This is a genomic window from Bifidobacterium sp. UMB1197 (assembly GCF_030217745.1).
Lineage (GTDB): Bacteria > Actinomycetota > Actinomycetes > Actinomycetales > Bifidobacteriaceae > Bifidobacterium > Bifidobacterium vaginale_B.
Window position 1 is genome coordinate 52,197 of sequence record NZ_JASOOL010000007.1, and the last position, 19,486, is coordinate 71,682.

The following is a 19,486-nucleotide window of genomic DNA, read 5'->3' on the forward strand; positions in this document are numbered from 1 at the left end:
ACCGCATTAAAGTAGCCAATCAATGCAAATTCGCGGGCGATTGGCTACTAGAATTAGTTAAGCTGTGAAAAATTATAAAATATTACATGTAAATAGTTTCAGGATTAAGAAGAAAATTCAGTAATCCCAATACAAGAACACCTTCCTCAGTGTGCCAAGGCTTTACGCTCCCGCCAACAAGAATAATCTTACGGAACGCATCACTAATATTCATCAAAGATTTTTCTTCTTGCAACGTCTTCTCTCTAGTAGGTAAAGCAAGTGCAGATTGAATATAAAATCTTTGATCTGCCTTATTTACAACAAAATCAACTTCTGTTTGTTTGCGAACTGATTTGCCATTTTTATCCACTTCACTAACCTGCACACTACCAACATCCACCTTGTAACCGAGACGTTTTAGCTCATTGTAAATAATATTTTCCATTATGTGAGTTTCTTCCATCTGCCTAAAACCAAGAAGCGCATTCCTTACGCCAAGATCCGTAAAATAATACTTCACAGGGCTACCTATATACTTCCTGCCTTTAATGTCATATCGAATAGCGCTATCTAAAAGGAACGAATCTTCTAAATAAGAAATATATCTTTCAACAGTCGTTCTTGTAGTTGAGACCTGTGAAACTGATTTAAACGTTTGCACAATTTTTCTAGTACTAGTTAAAGCACCAATAGAAGAAGCAACTACCCTAGTAACATCATCAAGTTCACTTCTTTTTCGTATTGCATGACGGTCAAGAATATCTCTTTTATACGTATTTTCAAAAACTGATTGAAGAAACTCACGTTTCTGCTCATCGTTTTCCATTAAAGCAACTTGAGGAAGGCCTCCAAATCTCCAATATCCCTCCCAAGCATCCCGCTCATCCTCTTCACGAACAGACATGAATTCAGAAAACGAAAGAGGGTAAATTCTAATCTGATCGCTTCTTCCTCTAAATTCTGTAACAATATCCGACGAAAGGAATTTAGAATTACTACCGCTAACGTAAACATCTAGATTACTAATATGCAGGAAACTATTAAGCACATCTACAAAATCGTCCATCATTTGAACTTCATCAATAAACAGATAGTATGTCTTATCGTCTTTCAGAAGCTCATCAACATGCGCAAGAATATTATCAGGATTACGCAAATCTTTATTTCTTCTATCGTCCAATGCTATGCGAATAATATGATCATCTTCTACGCCATCCGCAATCAAATGGTCATAAAACAGTTTCATTAAAATATACGTTTTACCGCATCTGCGCATGCCAGATATTACCTTGATAAGACCATTATTTTTCGCCGAATCAAGTTTTTGAATATAATAGTCTCTCTTTATTTCTTTAACAGACATATCTAGCATCCTTTCAATAAGTATTATGCAAACGCTCGGCGGCACTGCGATATTGATATGCAAATCTTTTTATTGCTACTATCGTTACACAAATCTTTCCGCAAGCACTGCAACAAGTAGCAATAACTAGTCAATCTCAAGTAGCCAATCGCTGCATTTTTGCACTTAATGGCTACTATTATAATCTGAATAATTTAAACTCTCAATATCACAAAGTAGCCAATCGCTGCAAAATTGCACCTAATGGTTACTAGCGCTGGTTCAGAATCTACTGCGCTAAATTGCACAGCGCGAGGCATAATCCACTACATTGCGCACAAAAATCAAATACGCAACGCTGCTTCAATACAAAGCTCAAGAGCATACGCTTTAGAATCCCCACCCCAATTGCGCTCATCATAATTTTCAACATCATGCAAAGTATCTGCAGTATAAAGAATCTCGCCCCAAACAATCCCACGCATTTGTGCACACGCCGCTAAAGCAGAACACTCCATCTCCACAACCGCGCATCCCTCTTGCATACGACTTGCAACTTTCGTCTTAGTTTCACGGAAAAACCCATCCGTAGTCCACGTCTTAACCTCACAATAAGGCAAATCATGCGCCTGCAAAGTTTGCAAAATAGCATGCCTCGAACGCTCTGAAACGTCAACATAACGACTTGGAGGCAAATAATGATAAGAAGTCCCCTCATCCCTTAAAGCTTTATACGGAACCAGAAAAACGTTTTCCGCATAATCAACTAGCGACCCGCAAGAACCAGCACTAATAACTTCGCTAACGCCGTAAGAAATCAACCAATCTAAAATCTGAACAGCGGCAGGAGCACCAACTGGAGCCTGCACTAAGCAGATTTTTTGCGTTTCTTCTTCTACTTCGCTGTCTGTATTTTCTCTTACTTTTTTCTCTACTTTCTCTTCCAAAACATATATTGGATATACTTTAGTTGCAGATTCAAAATTTGCTACAATCGTAGCTTTCCTGCTTAAAGCATACTGATCGATTTCATCGCCTAAGAAAGCAAAAACCGCTTTAGATGGAAGCTGAACAGAAATATTATCGTGATTTGGCATTAAAACTGCACTTTTATCGGAATCATACTCTAAAATCGGCAAATCATATTCTGCCATACAATCAGCTCCTTAATATAATCAGCTCCATCCTACAAGCAACTCAATCCTATACACAAATATAGTTCACTCTCTCAAAGCGAGTCTGATTTTAATAACAATCGCATATTATCTTTTGAAGAATCAATGCGAAACTTAAGAGAAGAACTCAACAATGGCACAAGGTAACCCAAAATACGCATCTAATAAACGCCAGTGAAGATTTTTGCCGTTTGCGGCAATTTTCTTCACTGGACGCATACGCCAAACCCTCAAACAAATTAATCTACATATTAAAGCTATTCACACCAGATTTTGCTTCAAACATTCTCCTCAATCGCACAACAACGAAACCAGCAATCGCAAGAGCTAAAGCAGAAATCAGCGCAGAGATTGAAGCTGACTGACCAGTCTTAGGCAAAGATGAAATCCGTTTTTCAATCTTCTGCTCAACAACAGGCGTCTTCTCGGATTCAGGCGCTAACTTTGGTTCAAGCCCAAACTCAGGGTCAAAAGGCGCCAGCGGAGCTGGCGTAGGTGTGGGTGTATTCGGAGTTGGAGTAGGAGTAGGAGTTGGAGTAGGTTCAGGATTCTTCGTAAAAATTGCATACACAGTCATATCACCCATAACTACGCTTGCTCCCGTAAACGTATCACCCTTACCGTCTTCCTTAGTATTCCACTCTTTGAAGGTATAACCTTCCTTCGTTGGATTAGCAGGCATAGATTGATCCGTCAACGCATCGGTATCAATAGCCTTGCCATTTTCTACCTTTACCGTTGCAACAGTGGAATCACCATTTTTAAACGTTACCGTATTATTATTAGTATTGTTATGGGGAGATTTTGCTCCTTTTAAATACCTAAAACCAGTATTAGAATAACTATTTACATCATTCTTAGTATCTTCGAACGAACTCATAGTATAAGGTTTATTCTCTCCAGATTTATTCTTGTACGTTGGATATGTAACAAGTGAATCATCATTAAAAATGGATTTAGCTTTTGGTGCATAGTATCTTCCTGCACCAAATTCTGGACTATTAGTTGCTAAATCAGGTTCAAGACTAAGATTCGATACTATTTTAATAGAATTGTCATTTTTAGCGTAAAACACGCCATTTTTAATTGTTGATAGCGTACCTTTTTTAGTTTTGTTAGAACAAAGAATAGCGTTATCTTCGCCTTCAAAAATACCGTTTGAAATAGTATCTACTACTCCAGCATTAGTAAGACCACGTTTCTTACCTTTGAATTTTCCACCAGCTATTTCTAATATATGGCCTTTAAAGTTTTTTGCCCAACTATAAGTAGTTTCAGACAAATCAACATTTTGCAATCCATCTACTTCTTGGCCAGTGAACGTTCCACCAGATATTTTTTTCAAAGTGCCAGCATTATATAATCCAACATTTTTGCCTGTTGCAGTAACGTTGCCAGAAATTTCATCTACTTCTGAATTTTGCGTAAAATAAAGACCTGTATTACCGTCTTTTCCATCAATAGATGAAAAAGTACCACCGGTAATCGCTTTAATTTGAATTTTCTGATTTGTATCATTTCCAACAGCCAAAACACCATTTACACCAGTGAATGTTCCGCCAGAAATTTTATCTACAGTTATAGGAGATGATCCTTCTCTACCGTAAAGAGTAAGACCAGCATAATATGGCTTTGCATTAGAACCATCAGACGGTTTTTTATTGGTATCGTAAAGATTTTGGAATGTTCCACCAGAAATTTCACCTATATGAGCAGCACTTTGTAGTTCCAACGCACCTCGCGAATAAGCTCTAAAATTACCACCTGTAATTTTCTCTATAGAAGCTTTTTTGTTAAGTAAAAAGCAAGGAACAGATAAGCCTGAATTTTTAGAATTAGAGAAGCTTCCACCGGAAATTTCCTGTATTTTTGTATTTTCTCCCGAAACAGCCCACGCAGAGCCCCAGCTCATGTAGCTTCCGCCAGAAATTTTATCAACCTGCGCGCCATCTGCCACAGATACAGCAACATTATTGCTATCTGTTCCATAATCTTTAACAGTATTTTCTATTTTTCCACCTTCAAAAGATGCGCTAGACTCATTTCCACTTATTTCTACAATGCTTGTTTTTCCAGTTGTTTTTGAACAAAGCGTAGAAGAAATTCTTACACCGTCTTTAAATATTAACTTTCCTTTAGTTACCCTAACATTTACTTCATCTAGCAGAAGTTCATTTGTACTTGTGCCATCACCCAACGTAAGTGTTTTACCTGTACTCACATTTAAATAAAAAGCAACTGGAGATTTAAATTGTGTGCCAGTTCTACCATCTTTACTCGTAGATATAGAGCCGCCACCACTCGCAGCTTTCAAAGTAACATTTTTGTCTATATTGACAATGTCATTAATTATTACGTTTCCCTTAATACTAAGAACCGAACCATCTTTAGCAGCATTCAAAGCATCTTCTAGTGAAGAATATTGTGTAGAAGATTCATCTACAAAAACAGTACCCCCCCCCCCGAGGAGTTGTATCTTCTTGCGAAACTGACCTTGTTTGCGAAACTGACCTTGTTTGCGAAACTGACATAAATTTCGATTTCAGATTTTCTTTTGAGGCTGATTTTGTTTTTACAACCTTGCTAGATATATTTTCTGCTGTATGATTTTTTACACTTAATAAATCTTTAGCTTGAGAAATTTGAGGAAGTAAAAACGGAACCACAATAAATGTAACAATAATGGCCTTATTTATATTCTTCATATCACTATCTCTTTCTGCGCAATAACTATTCAATTAATAAAGTAGAATCTCAAACCAAACCATCAACATACTGACTCTTCCATGCATCAAAATATGTTATAAGGGAAATTATATAGCACATCTTTATACTTTTCTATACATTATAGAAAAGTATAAAGATGAAATACATACACTCTAATCTTCACATTATGCAACTCAATCAAAGCGCAACAATAAATTTCTGGCAATCGCAAAACCAACAATCAAAGTCTTTTATTATCAACTATCCAAAAGTGTTTCATCAAGAAGAAAATCAATAACTCCTAAGACAAGAATTCCATCATCTGTTCTCCAAGCTTTAATACAATCCTTAACAATAATAATTTTTTTGAAACTATCTGATATATTGTTCAACGATCGAGATTCTTGCAAAGTCTTCTCATGCGTATCCAAATTCAAAGACGACTGAATATAGTACTTATTCCCCGCAAAATTACAAACAAAATCTACTTCTGTTTGAATTCTCTTATCTCCTTCGCGAATTTCAACAACGCCAACATCTACGTTATATCCCCTCATAACTAATTCATTATAAATAACATTTTCCATTAAATGAGACTCTTCCTGCTGTCTAAAATTGAGTCGCGCGTTCCTAAGTCCTAAATCAGAAAAATAATACTTTTGTGGAGTATTAATATATTTCCTTCCTTTAATATCGTAACGTAACGCTTTTTTAACAATGAACGAGTCTTCTATAAAAGAAAGATAAGAAATAACTGTACATAACGACAGTTCATTTTCTCCTTTGCTTTTGAACGTCTCAAATATTTTCTGCGGATTTGTCAAAGAGCCAACAGAAGATGCGAGAATATTAATAAGCGTATCCATAACGTCTAAACGCTTAATTCCGTTACGCTCTGTAATATCACGAACGTAAGTTTGATCAAACAAATTCTTTAAATATGAAGCTTTTTCTTTGTCATTTTTCTTCGACACAATAAGCGGCATACCACCATAAGTAAGATATTCATTCCAAGCTTTAATCTTGTCAGAATCAACCACTGAATAAAATTCAGAAAACGACAACGGATGAACATGTATTTGCTCACCTCTACCTCTGAACTCTGTAATAATGTCAGAAGAAAGGAATTTAGAATTACTACCAGTTATGTAAATATCAATATTCTGCTCATGCAATAATCCACTCACAACAAATTCAAACCCTTTCACCAACTGAATCTCATCCAGAATAAGGTAATAAGGATTACTGTCTTTAATCATCGCCAAAATATCTCGTTCAAGCAACTCTGCATTATTATGATATTTCATACTAATTGCGCGATCTAATTCTATTTTAATAATATGATCCGCAGGCACGCCTTCAGAAAGCAAATAATTTCTATATAAAGGATCCAAAAGATACGATTTTCCACATCTTCGAATACCAGTTATTACTTTAACCATTCCGTCATCTTTTTTATTAATTAGCTGCTGCAGATAATGCTCTCTTGCAATTTGCATTACTATTCCTCACTATTCTCACTAAAGCAATTCACATAGTAATTCGTTAAATTGCTCACTGAATTACTCACTGAATAAATTTGACGGAAACGGCAATTTTCTTCACTGAATTTCTTAAGTTTGATTTTATTGCAATCATACGATAAACGCCAGTGAAGATTTTTGCCGTTTGCGGCAATTTTCTTCACTGGGAACATATGCAAACCCAACAGACAGCCAATCACAAAGTGGCCAATCACTGCAAATTCGCGGGCGATTGGCCACTACGTTATAAAAATCTAAAGTTTCTTTGACTTTTTGTTCATCTTTTTTAGAATCATGTCTCGTTCAACTTTGTTTGTAATATCTGGATGCTTGTTCAAAAGCTTGCTCATATACATATTGAACAAAATAGGTAAAAGCATCATAGATAGCGAAACACTAAACAGCTGGTAAGAGAAGCCTTCCGTTAAGAACACAGTCTTCTTTGCAATAATATCGAAGCTAAGGCATCGAACAGCTGCAAATGGAACACTTAGCACCACATAGGCCGCAACTATTCTTAAATACGGAACTTTTCTTGATTTAAACGTTTCAACTATAGACCAAAGTAGAACCACAGCCATAAGCAGCAAAGGAATAACAAGAATCATAGAAAGTGAACTGAATCCACTTCCAACTGCAAACGTGAATGTGCTCATAAATGCTTGAATCCACATCCAAATAGAAGCAAGTGGCAAGATTACAAAAACAGATATTGTTAAAGCCAGAACAAGCGCTCCAGTGTACATTGCAATAACAATAAGTGCGATTATTGTATAAGCAATCTTTTCAAATGGAGATAATTTAACGTTCTGATCTAAAGAAAAACTAGGGGTTGGAGCTTCTGGAGTACTAGGTTCGCGCGAAGATTCACGTTCAGCTTCCTCTTTGTTTCTTTCGCGCATTAATCGTTTGCGCTTCTCACCTTCAGTCTCCCTTAAATATCCGTTTTTAACGTTGCCATAATAGAATTTTCCGTCATTACCCTTGTAATAACCATTACCAGCGTAATCAGTATCTGTAGCCTCAACCTTTATTCTTCCCATTGAATTCCCCCGAACCTTAATTGAGCAAATGAATACGAGGACTATAATATAACTTTTAACGTAAAAACAACATTTATCTTGCAAATTTTAGCTAAATTAACATCAAAAAATTGACCATTAAGCACATTTTACGCTTAATGGCCAATTCAATATGCTATCTAGAGATATACGCTATCTAGCTCAATCTTCTAGCTATCCCAATATGCTATCAATATTTTTCTTATTGTTTAGATCATCTTCATCAAGAAAATCCATCTGCTTTATTCCACTTAGCCTTGCAATAAGCGAGACTGGGAAAGTAACAATATTTTGATTAAGAACGCTGATATTACTATTAACAATTCTTTTTGCAGCAGCCAATTGCTCGTTTTCGTCATTCACTTCTTCTTGCAAATTCAAAAACTGTTCAGAAGACTTTAATTCTGGGTAAGCTTCTGCCAAAGCATAAATCTTCCCTATTGCATGATTCTGATTTTTTATTGCCGCGCTAGAATCAGCCGAGTTTAATCCTTCCCTTAAACTCACCAAATCCACTAATGTTGTTTTCTCGTATTTTGCAAACGACTGCGCAACTTTAAGCATTTGGCAAATCGTGTCGTATCTTTTGGCGAGCGCAATATCAACGTTTTTCTGCGACTCTTCTATAATCACCCTGTATTTTCTTAGCTTATTTAACGTGCCAATAAACCAGCCAATAGCCACTACAAGCACTGCCGCAATAACTATTAAAATAGTCTCATAATCCATAATGTCTCCTTTATTTTTAGCCTTTTTTAGTTCTAGTCTTCTCTACGTTTCTTTACTTTTACAATTTTTACTTTGGCAATTTTCTACTTTTACAATTTTCTACTTTGGCAATTTCTCTCTAATTACGGTGATTATTTCGTAATATTCAGCCAAAACATCTCTAAATCTTGCATATTCTCTTGTTAAAGATAGGTTTTCTATTCCAGATTTTCCAGGAGCGCCTAATATATACCTACCAGAATCAAAAGATGCAATAATATGCTCACTATCTAGATATATGCAAACTTTCATTCTTTTTTGCAAATTATTCAATACTTCTATAAAACTTGGATCTAATACAAGCTTTGTATAAAAATCGTCTGTAGAAAAGATTGAATACGAGTTGTTAAATTCAATGGATTCTGTTTGGACTTCGCTCTCCTCTTTTGTTTTTTTACCATAGTATCCATTTAGTTTTTGTCCCATAAAGTTCTTTCCAGTAACGGGGACGATTCTAATGTGACCATTTATATTGGTTTTTGCGTTTATTAATAAGACTTGCCCAATAAAATCCGTTTTTTTAACAGTTTTTCCACTTTCACTTCTAGAAGTGTGCATTGCTTGCATGTTTGAAAATTCAGTTTTAAATTCATCGCCAAAAATTATGTGTTTATTTGAATAATACATACTAGATATTGGCAGAAGATTATTAAAAATACTGTTGTCAATTCCTTCAGAATTTTCTAATACCGTTCCTGGCAGAATCGCATTTAAAATCGGCGTTAAAACATTATCCGCGTATAGCGCGCTTACATCAACCTTATTATTTGCAAAAAACTTGCCAGCAAAGCAAATAACAAAAGCAACTACTATGAGTAAAGGATATTTATAAGTGGAGTAATCAAACGAAGGAAGATAGTTGCCAACAGCACCAATAATCAGAACTACTGGTATTAATGGAACTAAGCGCATTGGGTCAAAAGCGTTGTTTTTTACGCCTTCTTTTAACTCATTTAATTTCCCTTGCATTTGGGGAGATTTTTCTAATTTATTAAGTCTTTCTAAAACTTCGGGATTTGTAAACACATTACTATGTTTTACATTCATCGTCATCTCCCTCTTATAATCGCCAAATTTTTATAACAACATTTTTATAAAAGATATAAAAGGCTCTTATATTTTTTTATCATAAATGATCATTATTTGGAATAGTTAAATTTGCAATAGTTAAATAATGACTATTTTGACTTTGAACAACTTTGATTTTGATAGCAAATTATCTTAAATGTGATTATTTCCAATAAAGATTTAATACAAAACAAATAGCAAAGAGCAAAGTAACACAAAATAAACAAGATTACAATTTATAACACATTAATTTTCAACTACTTTAATAACATTTAGCAAAGCGTATAATGAACTTGAATTTATTCCTTAACTGATAGGAAGTTCAAAAATGGTAAAGAAACTAAAAAATATTTGGAGCGTTAAATTAACTACCGCTTCACTCGTACTAATACCAGCCGCAATTGGCATAAATTATGTTGCAAAACTATTTGCAAGCATGCTAAAACTACCACTTTGGCTTGGCACACTAGGCACTTGCATTTCAGCATGCTTAGCAGGACCAGTTGTAGGCGGAATTGCAGGATTTTTAACCAATATTGTCTACGGCTTAACAATTGATCCAATTTCTACAGTTTATAGCATTACAGCTGCAGCAATTGGCGTAAGTGTTGGAATCGCTGCACGACTAAAGTACATGAACAAAGGCCTACACATTTTTATAACTAGCCTTATTGTTGCAGCAATAGCAATAATCATTTCTACACCTTTAAACATGATTTATTGGGGCGGAACCACTGGAAACGTTTGGGGTGACGCTGTTTTTGCAGCAATGGGTTCCAAAGGCTTCTTTGCATCATTCGTAGACGAGCTTGTGGTAGATATACCAGACAAGATTGTTGTTTTGTTCCTTGCAGCTGGAATTTATAAAGTTCTGCCTAAGAGTTTAATAGCAATTTATCAATCTGATGACGAAAACCTTGATAAATAAGCGTTATCGTCAGCAAATAAATCACATAAACTCCAAGTTTTACAAGTTTTAATATAAGCGCAATAAGACGGGATAGCATGAAGAGCATCAGCCTATTTGAAGATAAGCATTCGTTTTTAAACGGGCTATCTGCAAAAACCAAGCTTGCATACATAATATGCGCTATAAGCACGCCAAGTTTGCTTGGAGGCTATACTTCTTTTGCCATCTTTATTATTTTGAGCCTAATATTACTTGCAACATCAAGGGTCCTAGCAAAAATAAAAATCGTAATACAAGTTACTGGTTTTATTATTGTCACTATTTTTATAGTTCAGACTTTCTTTAGATCGGGAAACTACACGATTTTATTCAAACTAGGACCTTTGATTGCTCGCAAAGAAGGCTTTGAAGTAGCAATGAAGATTGTGCTAAATATATTAAATATTTCGTTTGCGTTTTGTGTTTTAACGCTTACAACTAAGCCTTCCGACATGATGCAAGAGATGATACAAGCTGGCTTACCACCTAAAATGGGCTATGTTTTTGTCTCGCTATTTCAAATCATTCCTCAAATAACACAGCAAACTTCGACTATTGTTGACGCTCAAAGAAGCAGAGGATTACAAACAAAAGGTTCCCTAATAACGCGTTTCAAAGCTTTTTTGCCTTTAATATCCCCGATTATAATGTCTTCGTTTATGAGTTCTAAAGAAAGAACTATAGCTTTAGAAGTTCGCGGATTTTCGTGCAATAATCAAAAAACATTCATAAAACCATTTAAACCAAGTAAATACAATACGTTATTTTTATGCGCTTGTTTAACCGTAATAATCGCATCTATTATTTATGCATTACTCAATAATTTAGGATATGTAGCATGGCAGCTATTCATATAGAGCACTTAAAATATCGCTATCCGTATACTAAAACTCTTGCACTCAATGACATTTCTTGCGATATTCATAAAGGCGAATTTATTGGAATAATAGGTGCTAATGGAGCTGGAAAATCAACATTATCTCAAGCGATTTTAGGTCTTGTTCCAAATCTCTATCACGGAGCGTACGGCGGAAAAGTTGAGGTAGAAGGTCTTAACGCAAAAACTACGCCAATAGACAAGCTTTGCAAAAAAGTTGGGCTGGTTTTTCAAAATCCTTTTAATCAAATTACTGGCTCAAAGCTTACCGTGTATGAGGAGATTGCGTTTGGGCTGGAAAATATTGGCATTGAGCAAGACGAGATGCAAAGTCGCGTAGAGAAAATCATGGAGATGCTTAACATTTCTCATCTTAAAGATTGCTCTCCATACGATTTATCTGGCGGTCAAATGCAACGCATGTCTATTGCCGCCATTTTAGTTATGCAGCCAGAAATAATAATTTTAGACGAGCCAACTTCGCAGCTTGATCCTAAAGGTTCGGAAGAGGTGTTTAAGTCGGTAGAATCCTTAAAAAATCAGGGTCAAACTATTATTATGGTTGAGCATAAAATGGAAAAAATCGCGCAATATAGCGACCGCGTAATGCTTTTAAGCGAAGGAAAACTTATTGATTTTGATACTCCGCAGAAAATCTTTTCTCGCGAAGACTTGGAAGAATATGGCGTAAATCCTCCTGTTTATACTCAAATTTGCAAAAAACTTTCGTTAAAAAACAGTAATGGATTGTACCCAATAACTCTTGAGCAAACGTCGCAAATTTTACGCTCGCACGAAGGGAATCGCTTGCAATGACTCCTACTATTCAAATACGCAACGTATGTTTTTCTCATACTCCAACATCACAAATATTCAATAATCTAAATTTGTCTTTTACGCCTGGAGCATGCGCTATTGTTGGCCAAAATGGCACTGGAAAAACAACTTTGCTTAAAATCCTTAGAGGACTTCTTACGCCGAAATCTGGAAGCGTTTTATTAAACGGTAAAGATATTGCAAAATGTAGTGTTCCATCTCTTGCTAAAGATATTGGCTTTGTATTCCAGAATCCAGATGACCAGATTTTTGAATCATCTGTTATACGCGAGGTAATGTTTGGACTTTTAAAAATTGGAATTGATAAGAGTCAAGCATTGCTGCAGGCACAAGAAAGTCTAAAACTTGTAGGGCTTTTAGATAAAAGCGAGGTAAATCCTTACGATTTAAGTCTTTGCGAAAGAAAAATGGTTTCTATTGCGTCGATTTTAGCAATGGATACTCAGGTTGTTATTTTAGACGAGCCTACAATTGCTCAAGACGATTGCGGCAAAAATCGTATTGAGTCAATTATTAAACACCTTGTTTTGCAAGGGAAAACTGTTATAGCTGTGCTTCACGATATGAATTTTGTGGCTCGAGTATTTAATCGCGTTGTTGTGCTTTCCAATGGCCAGGTTCTTTTTGATGGCACTGCGCGAGACGCATTTATGCAAGATAACATACTTTCTAGCGCACAACTAGATAAGCCAGATGTTGTTAAGCTGTGCGAAAAACTGGGTTATAAAAACACATTCCTATCTGTTGAAGAGTTTGTGAACTCGTATCGTGAACGAAATAATCGCAGATAGCAGAAACGGAATAATCAGAGTGCTAATCGCAAAAGCGCCAATCACGAAATAGCCGAACCCAAAGTATTCAATCGCTGCAACTTCGCGGGCGATTGGCTACTTGCGCAAGTCTGCCAATGATTTATAAAAGCCAGCACTCGCCTAAAGGATTTTAATCCAAAATTCTATTCAAGCAATTTCAATAATGCATCCAAACTCAGTAGTGCACTGCCAAAATCAATATCTTTAGCATAAGAATATTTACGCTGATACAACGTCCACAATAAAGAAAGCTTTTCATCACGAGCAATACTTTCATAAATAGATTTAAGATTATCTATAATATTTTCAGTTTTACGATTTTTGCAAGTTGCACAAAAAGCACGCTTAAGAATTTCCCTATCGATTTCTCTTTTATGCGAAACAAGCAGCACGTGGACATCATAAAAATCTCTCATACGCGTATTAAGAATTCCGCGCGATAATATTGTTTGCAATTTTTCTGCAAACACTGTTTCAATATTGTAAGAAAGAATAGAAATAGAACGGTTTTCCAGCATCAGCTTATAGTCATATTCGATTGCACGTGGCGTAATCGTAGCTCCTGTAGAAACATCAATCTTTATTGGAGTTATCATTCTTCCAATACGCGAGTCAAGCGCAAAACGAATACCTGGATATTCCATATCATCCATAATCTTCATAACGCTTTTAATAGTAAAATCAACACCATCGTCTATGTCTATACGAGATATATCCTCAATCATTCTTTTAGTATTTTCAAGCGATAAATCATAATTTTGAATAGTCGTATCTATATCCATAGTGGATCGCATAGAAATACCAAGCAAAGATGTTACTAGAACACCGCCTTTTACAATAAAATTGTTGCGATATTTTGAAACGGAAACACGCTCTAAGTAGCGTTCCATCATGTAAAGACGCATTAGCACACGAGGATCTGCGTTATTGTGTTCGGCGAGGTTTTTGATTCTACCTCTTATTTGCGCATCAGTTAAATTCACTTACAGTAACACCTCAAAATACTTGCGAACAACATTGTTTACTCTAAAAAGTTTCGCATATTCCATCAACAAATTAAGATCTTTGTCTTGTCTAGCAATATAGGATTTCAAGATTGTATTAAATTCTTGAATTTCAATTAAATTTCTGCTTCTAAACGCATCACAGACACTTCTTTCAAGATCATACATTGGCACTTTATTACCGAGATTATCCGTGACTAAAATCTTTCCAACTTCAAGCAATTCCTTTTTTACGCTATAAACTTTCACATTGCACGATGCTTTCAGTCGGTGAGCATTAAAACCACTATAAACAGTAATAGTGTGAGTAATTGGCTCCATATCAACTAATCCATGATAAAAGAAAGCTTCGTCGTGAGAAAAAACAGCGGATGGTGAACGCTTATGAATAAGAAGCAACTCATCTATCCACGAGTCTTTAGAAGCATATATTCCACCGCTTAACTGTTCTAGTTCATTATCTTTAACAAATTTATAAAACTTATATTTTGACAGTCCGCAAGATTTTGCTTCTTTTAGAGTAACCATATTGCGGCCATTAGCATCTAATAATGTAACGATAATAGTCACCATCCTTTCGTGCATATATTGTAACTTATATTAGCACGATTGGATGAATTATATTAAATTTCACTATCACGATTACTATCACTATTACTATCACGATTTACGCTAATAGGATTCTGCGATTGCCACACACCTACTTAATGACACGTTTACGCTGATTTAATACGTTATATCAGCATAAACGTATCAAATACGCAAGCAAATCGTAAAGTGCAAATAGCCAAACCACATTTAACCAAATCCCAAAGTAGCCGATCAATGCAAATTCGCGGGCGATTGGCTACTATCGCCAAACAGAAACATTAACACAGAAAAAGTAGTACAAATCAAATTTGACAAACACAAGTCCATTCACTATAGTCTTCACTTATCACCATTTCGAGAAGTCAAAGGAGTGCACATGTATCATACAAATATGATGACAAATTGTTGTTGTAACGTATGCTGTTGCGCATTTCTTAATCGAAATGATGTTTGCAAGCACTAAGTATGCATCATCTAGCCTGTGTTAAAAGCATTTACGTTAAAACACAGCAAATTACGATTCAAGAAACAGCGCGCTGTTTCTTTTTTTATGCCAAAAATCGAATATAACGTTAAAAAAATAACAATTTAATACGTGTTAATGTTAAGACGAATAATGGCATCTTTAGAAACAACTAATAAAACGGTAGTCGCTTTATTAATAAAATTATTTTTAAAAATTAAAAACAAATCAAATTAAACAAAACAAAAAACAAGTAAGGGGAAATATTATGTCTAATATTTACAAGTCCGTGCAAGAACTCGTAGGAAACACTCCACTTATGGAGCTTACACACATTGAAAAAGAGTACAATCTAGCAGCAAAAATCCTCGTAAAACTCGAATACTTCAACCCAGCAGGCTCTGTAAAAGACCGAATTGCAAAGCAGATGATTGAAGAAGCAGAAGCCGAAGGCACGCTTAAACCAGGCTCAGTGATCGTTGAGCCAACCTCTGGAAATACTGGCATTGGTCTTTCAATGATTGCGCAAACAAAAGGATACAAAAGTATTATCGTAATGCCAGAAAGCATGTCTATTGAACGCCGAAAACTTATGAAAGCATACGGCGCCGAGCTCGTGCTCACACCTGCTAAAGATGGAATGAAAGGCGCAATTGCCAAAGCAAAGGAAATCGTTGAAAACACGCCAAACGCGTGGACTCCGGGGCAGTTTACCAATCAAGCAAATGTGCACGCACACTACAACACAACAGGTCCAGAAATTTGGCAAGACACTAACGGAAACGTGGACATGCTCATTGCTGGCGTTGGAACAGGCGGCACAATCACTGGTACTGGCACATACTTAAAAGAGCAAAATCCGCAGCTTGAAATAATCGCAGTAGAACCAGCCGACTCCCCTGTGCTTGCAGGCGGTAAGCCAGGAGCGCACAAGATTCAAGGAATCGGCGCAGGATTCGTGCCAGATGTGCTTAACCAAAACATTTATAATCGCATTGTTCACGTAACAAATGAAGACGCAATCAAAAGCGGCAAGCTTATAAGCAAAAAAGAAGGTGTGCTCGTGGGTATTTCTTCTGGAGCTGCAATCTGGGCAGCAATTCAAGAAGCAAAAAGAGAAGAAAATGCTGGCAAAACCATTGTTGCAATACTTCCCGATTCAGGAGATCGATACTTGTCTACCGCATTATTTGAAGACTAACTACATTTAGGAGCGCTATTGTAAATACGCAAGTTTTGATTAAATAATATATGGATAATAAATAACATTATTAGATAATGATCAAAACTATAAAATAAAAAAAAAATAATAAAAATAACGGGAGAAATGTATGAGTGATCGCCTTGACCTTATAAATCAACTAAACTCAATTAACGATTCAGACATAAGGCAAGCTACATTCATACCTAATTACCGCAATATTATTGCACTCATACATGCAGCTCAGGCACTATTTTTGCCTGAGTTGCATGTGCGCAATGAAAGCAATAATACTACACAACTCAATGCAAGTTTGAACAATAACGCTAGTTTGAACAATAACGCTAGTTTGAATACCGTTACTTCAAACGCATTAGAAACTATAGAACGCATTATATTTCACGAACTTCAATGCTACACAAGCAACACAATTAAAATTCAAGAAACTTGCAATAAATTTATAAATACTCTTCCTACAATTAAAAAGTTACTTTTAACAGATATTCAAGCCATGTATGAAGGCGATCCTGCTTGCACAAGCAAAGTAGAAGTAACGCTCGCATACCCTGGTTTTTATGCAATGCTTATTCACCGCACAGCTCACGCACTCTACGAACTTAACGTACCGCTAATTCCTAGACTTATGAGCGAATATGCACACAGAAAAACTGGAATCGACATTCATCCAGGAGCAAAAATTGGCGCATATTTTTGCATTGATCACGGAACTGGCATTGTAATCGGAGAAACCACTGTAATCGGCGAGCATGTTAAGCTTTACCAAGGCGTAACGCTGGGCGCAAAAAGTTTTGCGCTAGACGAGAATGGAAATCCTGTAAAAGGCGGAAAGCGGCATCCAAATATTGGCAACAACGTAGTAATTTACGCAAACGCAACAATCTTAGGCGGAGAAACCACAATCGGCAGCGGAAGTACAATCGCAGCAAACGCGTGGATAAACCGCAGCATTCCTGCAAACACAACCTACCACTTTCCTAAAGCCTAATACGCTATCATGCTCTGTCTTTTATAAAACCGCAGCACTCGATTTCCGATAACTCAATAAAACCAGCCGACTTATAAAAAGCAATGGTTTTTTCAGTGCAATCCGTGGTTAATTGAATTTGACGAACATTCGGGTAACAATCCACAATCGCATTTAACAAGGCAGAGCCTATTCCCTGCCTTTGATACTCTGGCAAAACAAGAATATCTTGAATAAGAACAACCGTATATCCGTCACCAACAGCTCTAGCAATTCCAACTAGCTCATCATTTTTATACGCAGCTAAAACCTTAAGCGAATTTTTAAAACCATTTTCCAAGGCGGGCAAATCATCTGTATACGAAGACCAGCCCACTGAATCGTACAGCTTTAAAATATCTTTGCTGCTATATTTTTTATATTCTTTTATCTGCACATCTATTAAATCCATCTACAAACACCTCGCAAAACATAGCAAAAGTGCGCGTTCTAAAACGTAAAGACGTAAGAACGCGCACCAGTAATAATAAATACTTAGCAAAAGCTACAACAGCTACAACAGCTACTTTTTAAGTTGCACTGGTTCGTGATCCTTGCCCATCTTAAACTCAAGACCTGCACGCTGCCACATGCGATATTCACCAACTGCCGTAAAGAGAACATCTGTGGAAGAGTTAAGCGCAGTTTCGCACGAATCTTGAATCACGCCAATAATAAGGCCAATAGCAACTACTTGCATAGCAATATCATTTGAAATTCCAAACGACGAGCACGCAAGAGGTATAAGCAAAAGCGAACCACCAGCCACTCCAGATGCGCCTGCAGCGCTAACAGCAGAGAGCGCAGACAAAATCACAGCTGTTGGAATATCAACGTAAATCCCAAGCGTGTGAGCAGCGCACAAAGCCATAATCGAAATAGTTATAGCAGCACCACTCATATTAATGGTTGATCCAAGTGGTATAGAAACCGAGTAATTGTCTTTATTAAAGCCAAGCTTTTCACACAAATTCATGTTTACAGGAATATTTGCAGCAGAAGAACGCATAAAGAACGCTGTAACTCCCGAATCTCGCAATGTTCTTAATACAAGAGGATACGGATTCTTGCCAGTAAGCACAAAAACCAAAATAGGATTTACAATCAAAGCAACAACAGCCATAGTGCATACTAACAAGGCAATAACAGAACCGTATTCACTAAAAATACGAAGACCATTGCTTGCCACTGTTGTATAAACAAGGCCCATAATTCCAAAAGGTGCCGCGTTAATAATCCAGTGAACAATTTTTCCAATAGCAGACGAAACGTTGTCAAAGAATGCTTTAGTGGAAGGCTCAGCAAAGCGAAGTGCTACGCCAAATGCGATTGCCCAGAATAAAATACCAATAAAGTTTCCCTTTGCAAGAGCATCTACAGGGTTTACCACAATATTTAACACAAGAGAATTAAGAACTTCGCCGATTCCTTGAGGAGATGGCGAAGACGCTGCTTCAACATGCGCAAACGTAAAATCAACAGGGAAAATCATAGCCGCGCATACCGCTATAAGGCTTGCGGTGAAAGTAGAAAGCGCATACAACACGATTACAAGCTTCATGTTTCCAACACTTTTTGCTTTTGCAAGCGCGCCAATCACAAGGCAAAATACCAAAATCGGCGCAACGGATTTAAGTGCGCTCACAAACAGCTTTCCCATAAGATCTAGCACATAAACGTGAGCTGGCACAAAAATGCCAAGTGCAGCGCCAAGAAAAAGACCAATAACAATACGCAGAATAAGGTCAATGTTATTCCACTTTTGAATAATCTTGTGCATGAGAGTCTCCTGTAATTTTGTTTGTGCAGAATATTTTATACTCTTTTATTTGTATTCATACTCGCAAGATTTTCTATTTTTACATATTATACATAGGCATGCATACATATGCAAATTGTGACTTTGTGAGATTTAGCACTGATTTTTGTGGTGAGCGCGCTGTAACGCGCGAGCGCTATTACCGAATTTGCGCGACGACCTGCCTGAGCGCTTAGAGCGCAGCGCGATGGCAATTCGGAGCGCTGAGCTTGCTCAAAGTTGAAAGCACAGTGTGCTTTCAACGCAAGCGAAGACGTGAGCGCGATGTAACGCGCGAGCGATTT

The 19,486-nt window shown here is 36.6% G+C and carries 18 protein-coding genes; 6 read left to right on the plus strand and 12 right to left on the minus strand.

What is annotated here, in order from left to right; all coding sequences use genetic code 11:
- Nucleotides 1-82: 82 nt before the first annotated feature.
- The 8 genes from QP420_RS05085 to QP420_RS05120 all read right to left on the minus strand — a co-directional run bounded on the left by QP420_RS05085 (nucleotide 83) and on the right by QP420_RS05120 (nucleotide 9,604).
- Nucleotides 83-1,345: an ATP-binding protein gene (locus QP420_RS05085; protein ID WP_481616739.1), complete on the minus strand. Its 1,263-nt coding sequence runs from the start codon at nucleotides 1,343-1,345 to the stop codon at nucleotides 83-85.
- A 323-nt stretch (nucleotides 1,346-1,668) separates the two neighbouring features.
- Nucleotides 1,669-2,478 (minus strand): nucleoside phosphorylase, encoded by an 810-nt coding sequence (locus QP420_RS05090; protein ID WP_481616740.1) that lies wholly within the window; start codon nucleotides 2,476-2,478, stop codon nucleotides 1,669-1,671.
- Nucleotides 2,479-2,743: 265 nt separating this feature from the next.
- A complete protein-coding gene (locus QP420_RS05095; protein ID WP_481616741.1) occupies nucleotides 2,744-4,900 on the minus strand; it encodes an InlB B-repeat-containing protein in 2,157 nt (718 codons plus the stop codon).
- A 34-nt stretch (nucleotides 4,901-4,934) separates the two neighbouring features.
- Entirely contained in the window at nucleotides 4,935-5,204 is a 270-nt protein-coding gene (locus tag QP420_RS05100) for a hypothetical protein (RefSeq protein ID WP_481616742.1), read from the minus strand.
- A 258-nt stretch (nucleotides 5,205-5,462) separates the two neighbouring features.
- Nucleotides 5,463-6,704, minus strand: coding sequence for an ATP-binding protein (locus QP420_RS05105; RefSeq protein ID WP_481616743.1), 1,242 nt, complete (start codon nucleotides 6,702-6,704; stop codon nucleotides 5,463-5,465).
- A gap of 278 nt (nucleotides 6,705-6,982) precedes the next feature.
- Complete coding sequence (locus QP420_RS05110) at nucleotides 6,983-7,771, minus strand: hypothetical protein (protein ID WP_481616744.1); 789 nt, start codon at nucleotides 7,769-7,771, stop codon at nucleotides 6,983-6,985.
- 192 nt (nucleotides 7,772-7,963) lie between these two features.
- Complete coding sequence (locus tag QP420_RS05115) at nucleotides 7,964-8,518, minus strand: LemA family protein (protein WP_464405543.1); 555 nt, start codon at nucleotides 8,516-8,518, stop codon at nucleotides 7,964-7,966.
- A gap of 99 nt (nucleotides 8,519-8,617) precedes the next feature.
- Nucleotides 8,618-9,604: a DUF3137 domain-containing protein gene (locus tag QP420_RS05120; protein ID WP_481616758.1), complete on the minus strand. Its 987-nt coding sequence runs from the start codon at nucleotides 9,602-9,604 to the stop codon at nucleotides 8,618-8,620.
- A gap of 349 nt (nucleotides 9,605-9,953) precedes the next feature.
- On the opposite strand from QP420_RS05120, the gene QP420_RS05125 reads away from it, so the two are divergent.
- The 4 genes from QP420_RS05125 (at nucleotide 9,954) to QP420_RS05140 (ending at nucleotide 13,079) form a co-directional block, all read left to right on the plus strand.
- On the plus strand, nucleotides 9,954-10,553 hold the full coding sequence (locus QP420_RS05125) for an ECF transporter S component (protein WP_415689542.1): 600 nt from the start codon (nucleotides 9,954-9,956) through the stop codon (nucleotides 10,551-10,553).
- Nucleotides 10,554-10,630: 77 nt separating this feature from the next.
- Nucleotides 10,631-11,431 carry an energy-coupling factor transporter transmembrane component T family protein gene (locus QP420_RS05130; RefSeq protein WP_060786947.1) on the plus strand — a complete coding sequence of 267 codons (801 nt, stop codon included), beginning with the start codon at nucleotides 10,631-10,633 and terminating at the stop codon, nucleotides 11,429-11,431.
- Nucleotides 11,413-12,267 carry an energy-coupling factor ABC transporter ATP-binding protein gene (locus QP420_RS05135; protein WP_481616745.1) on the plus strand — a complete coding sequence of 285 codons (855 nt, stop codon included), beginning with the start codon at nucleotides 11,413-11,415 and terminating at the stop codon, nucleotides 12,265-12,267. Before QP420_RS05130 ends, QP420_RS05135 begins: the two co-directional genes overlap by 19 nt.
- The gene (locus QP420_RS05140; RefSeq protein WP_481616746.1) at nucleotides 12,264-13,079 is read left to right on the plus strand and encodes an energy-coupling factor ABC transporter ATP-binding protein; all 816 of its coding nucleotides are present in this window, start codon (nucleotides 12,264-12,266) and stop codon (nucleotides 13,077-13,079) included. The genes QP420_RS05135 and QP420_RS05140 overlap by 4 nt, the downstream gene beginning before the upstream one ends.
- A gap of 164 nt (nucleotides 13,080-13,243) precedes the next feature.
- On the opposite strand, the gene QP420_RS05145 is transcribed toward QP420_RS05140, so the two are convergent.
- Both QP420_RS05145 and QP420_RS05150 read right to left on the minus strand, forming a co-directional pair.
- Nucleotides 13,244-14,083, minus strand: a complete 840-nt coding sequence (locus QP420_RS05145) for a nucleotidyl transferase AbiEii/AbiGii toxin family protein (RefSeq protein WP_016840070.1) — start codon at nucleotides 14,081-14,083, stop codon at nucleotides 13,244-13,246.
- The gene (locus tag QP420_RS05150) at nucleotides 14,084-14,677 is read right to left on the minus strand and encodes a type IV toxin-antitoxin system AbiEi family antitoxin domain-containing protein (RefSeq protein WP_481616759.1); all 594 of its coding nucleotides are present in this window, start codon (nucleotides 14,675-14,677) and stop codon (nucleotides 14,084-14,086) included.
- A gap of 749 nt (nucleotides 14,678-15,426) precedes the next feature.
- Between QP420_RS05150 and cysK the strand changes: the two genes are divergently transcribed.
- Both cysK and epsC read left to right on the plus strand, forming a co-directional pair.
- Nucleotides 15,427-16,359 carry a cysteine synthase A gene (gene cysK, locus QP420_RS05155; RefSeq protein ID WP_060786950.1) on the plus strand — a complete coding sequence of 311 codons (933 nt, stop codon included), beginning with the start codon at nucleotides 15,427-15,429 and terminating at the stop codon, nucleotides 16,357-16,359.
- Between the two features lie 130 nt (nucleotides 16,360-16,489).
- Nucleotides 16,490-17,365 carry a serine O-acetyltransferase EpsC gene (gene epsC, locus QP420_RS05160; RefSeq protein WP_481616747.1) on the plus strand — a complete coding sequence of 292 codons (876 nt, stop codon included), beginning with the start codon at nucleotides 16,490-16,492 and terminating at the stop codon, nucleotides 17,363-17,365.
- A gap of 7 nt (nucleotides 17,366-17,372) precedes the next feature.
- On the opposite strand, the gene QP420_RS05165 is transcribed toward epsC, so the two are convergent.
- Together QP420_RS05165 and sstT are read right to left on the minus strand one after the other, a co-directional pair.
- Nucleotides 17,373-17,795 (minus strand): GNAT family N-acetyltransferase, encoded by a 423-nt coding sequence (locus QP420_RS05165; RefSeq protein ID WP_415689536.1) that lies wholly within the window; start codon nucleotides 17,793-17,795, stop codon nucleotides 17,373-17,375.
- A gap of 111 nt (nucleotides 17,796-17,906) precedes the next feature.
- Nucleotides 17,907-19,163, minus strand: a complete 1,257-nt coding sequence (gene sstT / locus QP420_RS05170; protein ID WP_060786952.1) for a serine/threonine transporter SstT — start codon at nucleotides 19,161-19,163, stop codon at nucleotides 17,907-17,909.
- Nucleotides 19,164-19,486: the final 323 nt, after the last annotated feature.